At 43.1% G+C, this 10,838-nt stretch carries 4 protein-coding genes; 2 read left to right on the top strand and 2 right to left on the bottom strand.

Annotated elements, in window-relative coordinates:
- Positions 1–3 precede the first annotated feature (3 nt).
- Both F6J90_RS12275 and F6J90_RS12270 read left to right on the top strand, forming a co-directional pair.
- A complete protein-coding gene (locus F6J90_RS12275; protein ID WP_293093440.1) occupies positions 4–7,593 on the top strand; it encodes a type I polyketide synthase in 7,590 nt (2,529 codons plus the stop codon).
- A gap of 903 nt (positions 7,594–8,496) precedes the next feature.
- Entirely contained in the window at positions 8,497–9,822 is a 1,326-nt protein-coding gene (locus tag F6J90_RS12270) for a lipase family protein (RefSeq protein ID WP_293093439.1), read from the top strand.
- A 350-nt stretch (positions 9,823–10,172) separates the two neighbouring features.
- Here the strand turns inward: F6J90_RS12270 and F6J90_RS12265 are convergent, their stop codons facing one another.
- Positions 10,173–10,388, bottom strand: coding sequence for a hypothetical protein (locus F6J90_RS12265; RefSeq protein WP_293093438.1), 216 nt, complete (start codon positions 10,386–10,388; stop codon positions 10,173–10,175).
- A gap of 28 nt (positions 10,389–10,416) precedes the next feature.
- Positions 10,417–10,815, bottom strand: coding sequence for an IS200/IS605 family transposase (gene tnpA, locus F6J90_RS12260; RefSeq protein WP_293094847.1), 399 nt, complete (start codon positions 10,813–10,815; stop codon positions 10,417–10,419).
- Positions 10,816–10,838 lie beyond the last annotated feature (23 nt).

The following is a 10,838-nucleotide window of genomic DNA, read 5'->3' as shown; positions in this document are numbered from 1 at the left end:
TTAATGAAAAATTTATCAAATGAAATTCAAGAATTAACTCCTCTACAACGTTCCTTTTTGGTAATTGAACAATTGCAATCTAAGCTGGACAAATATGAGCGTTCTAGCAAAGAACCAATCGCCATTATTGGGATGGGATGCCGTTTCCCTGGAGGAGCAGATAACCCCGAATCCTTCTGGACCCTGTTATCTAAAGGCATAAATGCCATTAGTGAAATTCCTTCTGAACGATGGAACATCGAGCAGTACTACGATCCTAACCCAGAAACCCCAGGGAAAATGTACACTCGTTATGGTGGCTTTGTCGGTCAACTACAAGAGTTTGACTCCCACTTCTTTAATATTGCTCCTATTGAAGCAATTTCCCTTGACCCTCAACAACGTCTACTCTTGGAAGTAAGTTGGGAAGCCCTTGAGCATGCAGCGATCGCTGCTCAACAACTCGCCAAAACTCAAACGGGGGTGTTTCTGGGCATTTGTAGTAATGACTATCTTCAACGTTTAACTAGTCGTGATCTTACAGAAATTGATGCCTATTTAGCCCAGGGTAATGCCCACAGTACCGCTACTGGTAGACTTTCTCATTTTCTCGGACTAACTGGGCCTTCAATAGCTGTGGATACAGCTTGTTCTTCTTCCTTAGTAAGCCTTCATTTAGCCTGTGCCAGTCTGCGTAACCGAGAATGCAATTTAGCTCTAGCAGGAGGGGTTAATCGGATTATTTCCCCAGAATATAGCATTAATTTTTCCAGGGCGAGGATGCTTTCTCCTGATGGACGTTGCAAGACTTTTGACGCGGGGGCAGATGGTTTTGTTCGCGGTGAGGGCTGTGGGGTAGTGGTGCTCAAGCGATTCTCCGATGCAGTGGCAGATGGGGATAATATCTTGGCCGTAATTCGAGGAACGGCGATTAATCAGGATGGCCATACTAGTGGTTTAACGGTACCGAATGGTCCTTCTCAAGAGTCAGTAATCCGTCAAGCCTTAACCAATTCAGGAGTAAAGCCAGAGCAAGTCAGCTATATAGAAGCCCATGGCACCGGGACATCTTTAGGAGATCCGATTGAGGTCACTGCTTTAGCGAATGTATTTGGAGAATCACACTCATCACAACAACCGTTGATCATCAGTTCTGTTAAGACGAATATCGGACACCTGGAAGCAGCAGCGGGCATAGCGGGGTTAATCAAAGTAGTATTGCAGTTGCAACATCAACAGATTGCCCCCCATCTCCATTTTGATCAGCCTAATCCTTATATTAATTGGGAGCAATTACCTGTATTAGTACCGACTCATGGTACTCCTTGGCACATAGAAGAGAAACCTCGTCTAGCTGGCCTTAGTTCCTTTGGTTTCAGTGGCACTAATGCCCATGTCATCGTAGAAGAAGCCCCAAGTTCAGTTCACACTGAGCATTTATCAGTTACCAGTGGCGAACGTCCTGTTCATCTATTCACCCTATCGACTAAAAATGATTTGGCTTTGTGGGAACTGGTGCAGAAGTATCAAGAATTTTTAGAGAAAAATGGCACTGCTAATCTGGCAGATATCTGTTTTACTGCTAATACAGGGCGCTGCCACTTCCAGCATCGATTAGCCATTATCGCATCTAATCAGCAGGAATTAGCTGAAAAACTGGCAAAAGCGAGAACAACAGACCATGTTTCCGCTGTATTTACCGGCATTATCCCCAAGAGTAACAGTTCACCCAAAATTGCGTTCCTGTTTACGGGTCAAGGTTCTCAGTATGTCAACATGGGCAGACAACTCTATGACACTGAGCCGATCTTCCGTCAAGCCTTAGACCAATGTCACCAAATCCTACAGTCCTATTTAGAAAAACCGCTCAAGGACGTTATTTATCCTCAACAGCCTCAAGACCTAAACACTTCAGAGATTAACCAAACTGCTTATACTCAACCGGCTTTGTTTGCCATTGAATACGCTCTGTTTAAGTTATGGCAATCCTGGGGCATCAACCCAGATCTAGTCATGGGGCATAGTGTAGGGGAATATGTAGCAGCAACCCTAGCAGGAGTATTTAGTTTAGAAGATGGTTTAAAACTCATTGCCACCCGGGGAAGGTTGATGCAACAGTTGCCCTGTGAGGGTGAGATGGTGTCGGTGATGACATCGGAGTCAAAAGTGCGTGATTTCCTTAAGACCTACACAGAGAAAGTAGCGCTTGCTGCCATCAATGGACCGGAAAGTGTCGTGATTTCCGGTGAAACAGAAGCCATTGAAGCCATCATCAGCAACTTAGAATCAGAGGGAATCAAGACCAAAAGGCTACAGGTATCCCACCCCTTCCATTCACCGTTGATGGCACCAATGTTGGCAGAATTTGAAGCAGTCGCCCATCAAATCACCTACCATCAACCTGAGATTCCACTAATATCAAATATTACAGGACTTCGAGCCGACAAGACCATTGCCACAGCCAACTATTGGGTAAATCATGTGTTAGAACCAGTCAGGTTTGCCCAAAGTATGGAGACCTTGCACCAACAAGGGTATGAAATCTTCCTAGAAATCGGACCGAAACCAATTTTATTAGGCATGGGGCGTCAATGTCTCCCAGAAGAATTCGGTGTATGGTTACCGTCCTTGCGGGAGGGAGTAGATCAATGGCAGCAGATGCTTTCAAGTTTAGGACAGTTATATGTCCAGGGAGTCAAGGTAGATTGGTCAGGGTTTGACCGAGAGTATGCTCGTCAAAAGGTAGTGCTACCGACATATCCCTTTCAACGACAACGCTATTGGATTGACACAACTAATCAGGCTAACTCAATTCCTATTGCCTCAGTCAAACTTCATCCTCTGATCGACAAAAAATTCCAATCTCCTTTATCGCAAGAGAGCTTTTTCGAGTCATACTTTAGTACCACTACCCTCCCCTTTCTATCAGACCACCGCGTTTATGAACAAGTTGTGGTAGCTGGTGCTTGCTATATTTCTCTTGTGTTAGCAGCGGCTTCTTTAAGCTTTAACACTCAGGGATATCAATTAGAAGAGATTGTCATTCCTCAACCCCTAGTCCTCACAGAAAAAGAAGAACGAACCGTTCAGATAGCCTTAACTCCCCAAGGAAAAGATCATGCCTTCCAAGTGATTAGTTTTGATGGTGCTACAGACTGGCTAACTGTTGGCACTTCAGACACAAATAAAAGTAGAGGTGCTTGGACGGTTCATGCAACCGGAAAAATTACGCCTCATTATGATAGCCCCTCACGGGTATTGTTAGAAGAGATTCAAGGGAGATGTAGGCAAGAAATAGCTCCTCAAGAAATTTACCAAGCTATTTGGGATAAACACATTCAATTAAGAGAGAGTTTTCAGTGGATTAATCAGGTATGGCTAGGAGAAGCAGAAGTTTTATGCCAAATGACATTGCCAAAAATATTAGGAGATGTCACTGACTATCAATTACATCCAACTTTGATTGATGCGTGCTTTCAATCCTTATCTGCCCTGACTCTAACACTAACAGTAGATGGGGAGGAAACCTTTGTTCCTTTTAGCATTGAGAAATTCACGTTTTACCGTGCTTGGGAACAGAGCCAGCTATGGTGTCATACTACAGTACGAGGGGGTCAACTATCTTCAGCACAAACCCTAAAAGCAGATATAGAGTTATTTGACGAGGGGGGACAACTCATTGCTCAGATAAATGGGTTTGAAGTCAGGAAAGCGAATCCTCAACTGTTATTGCAAACTCTCCCATCGAACATTTCAGATTGTTTCTACGAAGTGGAATGGCGACCCAAAGCTCGCTTGGGTGGTTTTTCTGAAGTGGTAACTGTGCCAGAGTCTCAAGGGAGTTCAGATGTTGTGTCTCAACAGACCCTTATCGTTGCCCAAGGGGATCAAACCTTAACTGCTGCCACTCGATCAGACTCCCGAAATTGGTTGATTTTAGCAGACATTGAGCAAGTAGCTCAACACTTAGCCCATCAACTGCGTGCTCAAGGAGAAAGATGTACCTTAGTCTATGCAGGAGAAACCTATCAACAAGTCACAGCCGATGAATTTAGGATTAATCCCCATCAACTTCAAGACTATCAACAACTTCTGCAACTTCTAACCGCTGACTCAACCACTTTAGATGGGGTTGTCCAGTGTTGGAGTTTGGAAGTAGGAGACAAGAATTACTTAAGTGGGCAAGAATTAGAACGATTATCCTACATCGGTTGTGGAACCACCTTATCCTTAGTACAGGCATTAGTGAAAGCCGACTTATCCCAACCCCCGAGATTATGGATAGTCACTCAAGGGGCTCAACCTGTCCCTCCCAAGAATCCAGTGGTTTCCGGTGTGGCTCAAGCTTCGGTGTGGGGCATGGGAAAAGTAATCAGTTTGGAACACCCGGAACTTAATTGTGTTCGCATCGATTTAGACCCAAATCAAAGCCTAAAAGATAAAGCTGAAGCACTATGGGCAGAAATTTGGTCACAAGAGCCAGAAGATCAAGTTGCTCTCAGAGAAGACACTCGTTATGTCCCAAGATTAATACCTAGTCGTCAGGCAATAGCAACAGAAACACAACTGTTGAAAATGCCATCCCAGCCATTCCGACTGACAATTAAAGACAGAGGGACACTGGAAAATTTAACTCTAGAACCAACACCAAGACGTTCACCGGCACCAGGAGAAGTAGAGATTAGAGTTCTCGCCACAGGACTTAATTTTAGGGATGTTCTCATCGCCTTGGATATTTATCCAGGAAGGGCAGTCATGGGAGGGGATTGTGCCGGTGAAATTGTAGCAGTAGGAGAAGGAGTAGAAAACTTGAAAATTGGCGATCCAGTAATAGCTATGGCTCCAGGAAGTTTCAGCCAATATGTAACTGTCAGTGCTAAACTGGTCGCTCCCAAACCAGATTTTCTCACCTTTGAGCAAGCTGCCGCCATTCCAGTTAATTTCTTAACTGCCTATTACGCACTGCACCATCTAGCCAAAATCGCACCAGGAGACAAAATTTTAATCCATGCTGCCGCAGGAGGGACGGGAATGGCGGCAGTACAAATTGCACAGCAAGCTGGGGCTGAAGTTTTTGCTACTGCTAGTTCTCCGAAGTGGGACGCTTTAAAAGCTATGGGAGTTAAACATATTATGAATTCCCGTACCTTAGAGTTTGCTGCCCAGATCATGGAGAAAACACAGGGAAAGGGGGTAGATATTGTCCTTAACTCTCTGACCTCTGGAGAATTTATTGCCAAAAGTGTATCAGTTGTAAGTCCTCAAGGTCGTTTTGTAGAAATTGCCAAGCGGGGAGTTTGGGAGTCAAGTGAGATGGCAACTCTCAGATCAGATATCTCTTATTCAGTGCTTGATTTAGCTAAAGTATCTCAAGACCAACCTCAATTAATCAAGTCTCTGTTAGAGGAACTTATTGACAAGTTCAACAAGGGCTTGTTGAACTTATCTCCGTTAAAAGTCTTCTCTATCGAGGAAGTAGTTAGCGCCTTTCGCTATATGCAGCAAGCCAAACATATTGGCAAAATTATCGTTACTCAAAGCCAACAACAAACCGATACGGCCACCGAAATGCCGTTGAACTTCCCTGAAGACGGAACTTACTTGATTACTGGTGGTTTAGGAGGATTAGGATTAGTGATGGCTCGTTGGATGGTAGAGCGAGGAGCCAAGCATTTAGTCTTAGTAGGACGCAGTAGCCCCAAAGAATTTGCCCAGAATCAATTAACAGAGCTAAAAGAAGCGGGAGCAAATCTAGTAGTCGAGAAAGCCGATGTATCTTCCCTTGAACAAATGGCTAGAGTGGTCACTAAAATTGAGCAATCTTTACCGCCTCTCACCGGAGTGATTCATTGTGCTGCTGTATTAGAAGATGGAGTCTTGCAACAGCAAAACTGGTCTAACTTTACTAAGGTAATGAACCCGAAAGTACAGGGAGCATGGCATCTACATCAGTTGACCCAAAATCAGCCCTTAGATTTCTTTATCTTATTTTCTTCTATCGCTTCTTTATTTGGTTCCCCTGGTCAAAGTAACTATGCTGCGGCTAATGCTTTTCTTGATGGTTTAGCCTATTACCGTCGCACGATAGGATTACCTGGATTGAGTATAAATTGGGGAGCTGTCTCTAAGGTGGGGCTAGCTGCTGAAAGTGGGGCAGATAGTAGAGCAATACAAAAAGGAATTAATCCGATTTCTCCTTCTCAAGTGTTAGAAGCATTGGATTTATTAATAAGTAGTTCAGCGGTAGAAGTTGGGGTAGTTCCAATTCAGTGGAATCAATTTTTTAACCAACTACCTAATGGAGTCAAACTACCCTTTTTAGAGGGGTTTACTGCTACCACAAAATCTACAACAGAATTTCAACAATCTCAACTTATATCTCAACTAGAAGTGGCTTCAACAGCTGAACGGGAAACTATCTTATCAAGTCACCTTCAATCTGAAATTGCTACGGTGTTAGGAATGGGAGACATGACCATTGACCTACAGCAGCCTTTAACTACGATGGGACTGGATTCCTTGATGGCTTTAGAATTGCGTAATCGAGTTAAAAGTAAGTTGGGTGTAGATATTCCTATTGTGCAGTTGGTAGAGGGAATTAATATTGCTGAGTTAGGAACAGAAATTAATCAGCAACTAAAATTAAGGAATAATTCAATCAATAAAAAATCAGAAATGGAATTAGCTGCTCCGAAAGACCTTTCCCAAGCAGAGCGTAACAATACCCCTCAGACTACGATTGAATCACCAACAACAATTTCTGAGCCTAGTAATTCTCCATCTGACTTATTCCCCTGTCTCATTCCTATACAACCAGAAGGTAATAAATCTCCTTTCTTCTGCCTTCCTCCCATAGCAGGAGTTGTTTTTCCCTATTTTGACTTAGCAAGTCTTCTAGGAAAAGACCGACCGTTTTACGGAGTTCAATCCCTTGGGTTTATGGAAAATGAAAACCCCCTAACCAGTATTGAGGAAATGGCGTCTTACTATATCAAAGCGATAAAAACAGTTCAACCTCATGGTCCTTATTACTTAGGGGGCTGGTCTTTGGGAGTTGTAATTGCTTTTGAAATGGCCAGACAGTTAGAAGAAATTGGGGAAGTTACTGAGCGTCTTATTTTGATTGATTTGCCACCTACTTCAACGAGTAAACTAACTAAGTTGTATGTTGGTTTTAAGTTTTTGCTCACACAAGCCTTGCCTCAAATTTGGCCCTATGTATATGATTATGTGCAACTCCAAAACCAACCTAACGTCAGGGTATTTTCTCAATATGGTTTACCATCTATACAGTCAAAAAATCACCCCCAAACCGCTGGCAAAGTATTAAACAGAATTAACTCTCTTATTCGTTATAGTCGTCCATTGCTTCGAGTTATGCAAGGGAATACCCAGGCGCTATTTCGTTATACTCCTAAGCACTATACTGGTAAAATTACTTTATTACGAACGAGCAGAGCTTTGAATTCAAATACTCAAGACCCCACCTTGGGTTGGAGTCAGTTTTCGGCTCAGGAAGTAGAAACTCATTTTATTCCAGGTCATCACCTTAATCTACTCCGATACCCTCATGTTAAAGTGTTAGCTCAAACCCTAAAGAATTTGCTTAAGTAAGATATAGTCTTTTTACTGCGGGGGTTTTTGATAGCCTGTCCTCAGCGAGGGCGGGCTTTTTGATATGATATAGCGCTACTCGCAATGGCATTGGCAAAAGGTAAAAGGCAAAGGTGCGCTCTTACCATTAAGAATTAAATTCGCCACGGGTCGCACCTAAAAGTGTAGTACAAGAGCTTTTGCTGCTTGTATCAATGTCAAACACCTTAATAGGTAGTGCTATATCATGTCAGGATAATTACCCTGTCTTGATGCAAAGCGCGAGTGGGGGAAACCCCCAAGACCGCGCTGCATCGCTTAATAAAAATCTGCCCCATCTCCCCATCTCCCCACACTCCCCTAGATTATGGGTATTCAAGCAGACTTGATATTAGAAGTGGTTGCGACTTGCACCAGGGAAGCAAGTCTATGCCAAATGTAAGGGAGAGTAAACGGTAACGGTGTTCACATTTTCCAGATTGTGGCACAACTATGAGGTACTTTTAATAAACCTGTTTGCCTGTCTCATCTCCCCAGAGTGCGCCAGTGTGCCTGATCTGCTTCAGCTCTGATTGCGCCCTGATCTCACTTAATCTGCAAAACGTTGTTTTATTATTAAAATAACCCGGCTGCGATCAGGTTAATAAGCACTTCACCTAAATTATAAAAATGAGAGGAGTAAGTCAAAAGTAGTAAGTAACGATTGAAACGAAATGAGAGGAGTAAGTCAAAAGTAGTAAGTAACTATTGAAACGGTTGATTCAAACGTTAGTAAAGAAACCGAACGCCCAACGAACAACTTTAGTTTACCCTAAAAATGCCTCATTATGTTGTATTTTAATCTAAAAATTAATCTAATTATAAGAATTGGACGGAGCAAAAAAGTGTGCCAACATATGAATAAGCTTAGGAGGTCAATGAACTATGAATATGCCCCAGAATATCAAAAGTGGTTTTAGCTTTGATGAAGCCATATTAATGGCAAAATTTTGCCAGCAAATATATACGGTATACCAGTATGATGATGGAAATGTCAACGACATAGAAATTCAAGAAATCTACAATTCCCTTTACCGCTCTCAAGACTGGAAATTTGTCCACAGCATCCGCAATGATGAAAGCAATGTGCGTGGATTTATTGCCAAAAAAACAACCACTCATCAGTATACCGTGGTTTTCCGAGGCTCAATCGTGACCGATCGCGGAGCTTTTGAACTAACAGACCTGGTATCTGACTTTGACTGGGATTTAGTCAACTACGGTTCCGTCACTGATAAAAGAATTAAAGTGGTTAAAGGATTTTGGGAAGCCTCTGAATCGGTTTGTGATCAACTCGAAATCTTTTTTAAGACCTTACTAGGTAAGCTCACACCCAAAGATTTTGACAAGATCCACCAGATGACTTATGAAAGGCAGTTTGCCTGCATCACAGCCATCGCCGATGCTGGCTCAATTCGACTTGGTACTGATTTTGAGCTCGAAGCCAGAGCGCTGATTGAGCAAGCAGTGGCAGATGAGGAACTTGGTAACGATGACGAGCTAACAGAAATATTAGATTTTCAACAAAGTACGGTGCTAGCACTCGAAGAACTAAACGAGTCAGTGGAAGTTTATGTCACTGGTCATAGTTTAGGTGGGTCCTTAGCCTTTCTGGGTGCTAATGCTTTGCGGCGTTACTTTGGTTCGGCTGTGATGCTCAAAGTATACACGATTGGCGCACTAAAAGTAGGCAATGAGTCATTTGCCAACTACTACGAGCGACAAATCGGTAAGGGGCTGACCCATCGCGTGGAAAATTTATTGGATATAGCTCCTAGTATGCCATTTCCGCCCCCCTTCCCCTTAAATATGTTGGCTGGGAATGGTTTGCGAGTCGGGAACTTGTACCTATCAAACTGTAGTCCTGTTGGAGAGTTACACACTGTGATGGGACTGGGTTCCCAGGGTGTCTCTGTGGATTTTGGCGGAGCTGTAGAATTCTTGGGGGGTATTCCGTTTCCCCACGGTAGTGATGCCTATTTGCAGCTACTTGAGGAAGACCAGCAACGTTGGCAACAATTGTGGCGACCCATACGAAATATTGTGGAAAACTTTATGAACGAGCTTCTCCAAGACCAAACTCAGGCTATTAAAGATGAGCTGGATCAGGTAAAAAAAGAAATTCTTGCATTAAAGAAACAATATAATGGGAAAGTAGAAGAGAAGGATGGCAAGCCAGCAGAGGTAACAACAGCTACAGGGGCTGGTTGACTGACAAAACTCAACAAGCATAGTCATTTGACCTTACTGTAAACTAAGCGCCGATACCTCTTCTGGTCGTCCTGTTTTCGGGAAGCCATCCCTGGTGATGGGTTGGGTTTTCCACTTAAAATTAGGGTTTCAAACAACTCCCAACCAAGAGTAGCGTGCAGTCAATACCCATGCCCAACCAATGGATGAGATAACTGTTACAGCACCTCCTGTGAGGATCTACAAAACCGCGTTTTCCTTTGGCTACGACAAAAGTTCCAAAGGCAGTAAGATAAAGAGTAGCGTACCCCAAGACAAAACACAATCGCGATCAGGCGCTTTGCATTGCTTTTCTCACAGCTTTACTACTCTTACCCATTGGACTTGTCATCTTGAAAGCTCTCTTCAATATCACTGGGTTTGCCATATTCCCGAAATGTCAGCAAGGGTGGTCGGTTCGTCCCTGACGATGTACCAAAGTTCCCCGCTAATTCCATCACTTGCCAGACCCAGATTAACTGCACCAAAAGATTATAGTTCTTATTGACCGAAAATCCTGAGGGCGCAAGCCCCTGGATTCTATCCATGGGGTTAGCCCGAACAGGAATTTATTCCCTAAACCTCTTTTTGGTTGGCAACGTACCGTTTAATAGTTTCAAGTGGAGCACCTCCAACTGTGGACAAAAAGTAGGAATTAGTCCACAAAGTAGGTAATCGACTTTTCAGGTGAGGAAACTGCTCTCTAAGGTACCTACTGGTTGCCCCTTTAAAGCGCTTAACCACTCTGTGAATAACAAACTGAGGATCGCATTCACAGAGTAGATGAACGTGGTCAGGAATTACCTCTAATTCGATAATTTCGACTTGGATCTCCTTTGCTATTTGGTAGAGGAGTTCTTTTAATTTTACTTCCACCTCTTCCACTAGCACTGGTCGGCGGTACTTAGGGCACCATACTACGTGATATTTACACGAGTATACGATATTTTTGTTGTACTTAAATTTATTTAAAATTTTGTCATGTAAATTAGCTAAAT

This window comes from Moorena sp. SIOASIH, assembly GCF_010671925.1.
In the GTDB taxonomy this organism is placed as follows: domain Bacteria; phylum Cyanobacteriota; class Cyanobacteriia; order Cyanobacteriales; family Coleofasciculaceae; genus Moorena.
The sequence above is the reverse complement of the archived record's forward strand: the minus strand, read 5'-3'. Positions and strand labels throughout refer to the sequence as shown.

Coding starts and splice junctions, on each gene's coding strand:
- F6J90_RS12270 (WP_293093439.1), top strand. CDS start 8,497: ATGAATATGCCCCAGAATATCAAAAGTGGTTTTAGCTTTGATGAAGCC.
- F6J90_RS12265 (WP_293093438.1), bottom strand. CDS start 10,388: ATGGATAGAATCCAGGGGCTTGCGCCCTCAGGATTTTCGGTCAATAAG.
- F6J90_RS12275 (WP_293093440.1), top strand. CDS start 4: ATGAAAAATTTATCAAATGAAATTCAAGAATTAACTCCTCTACAACGT.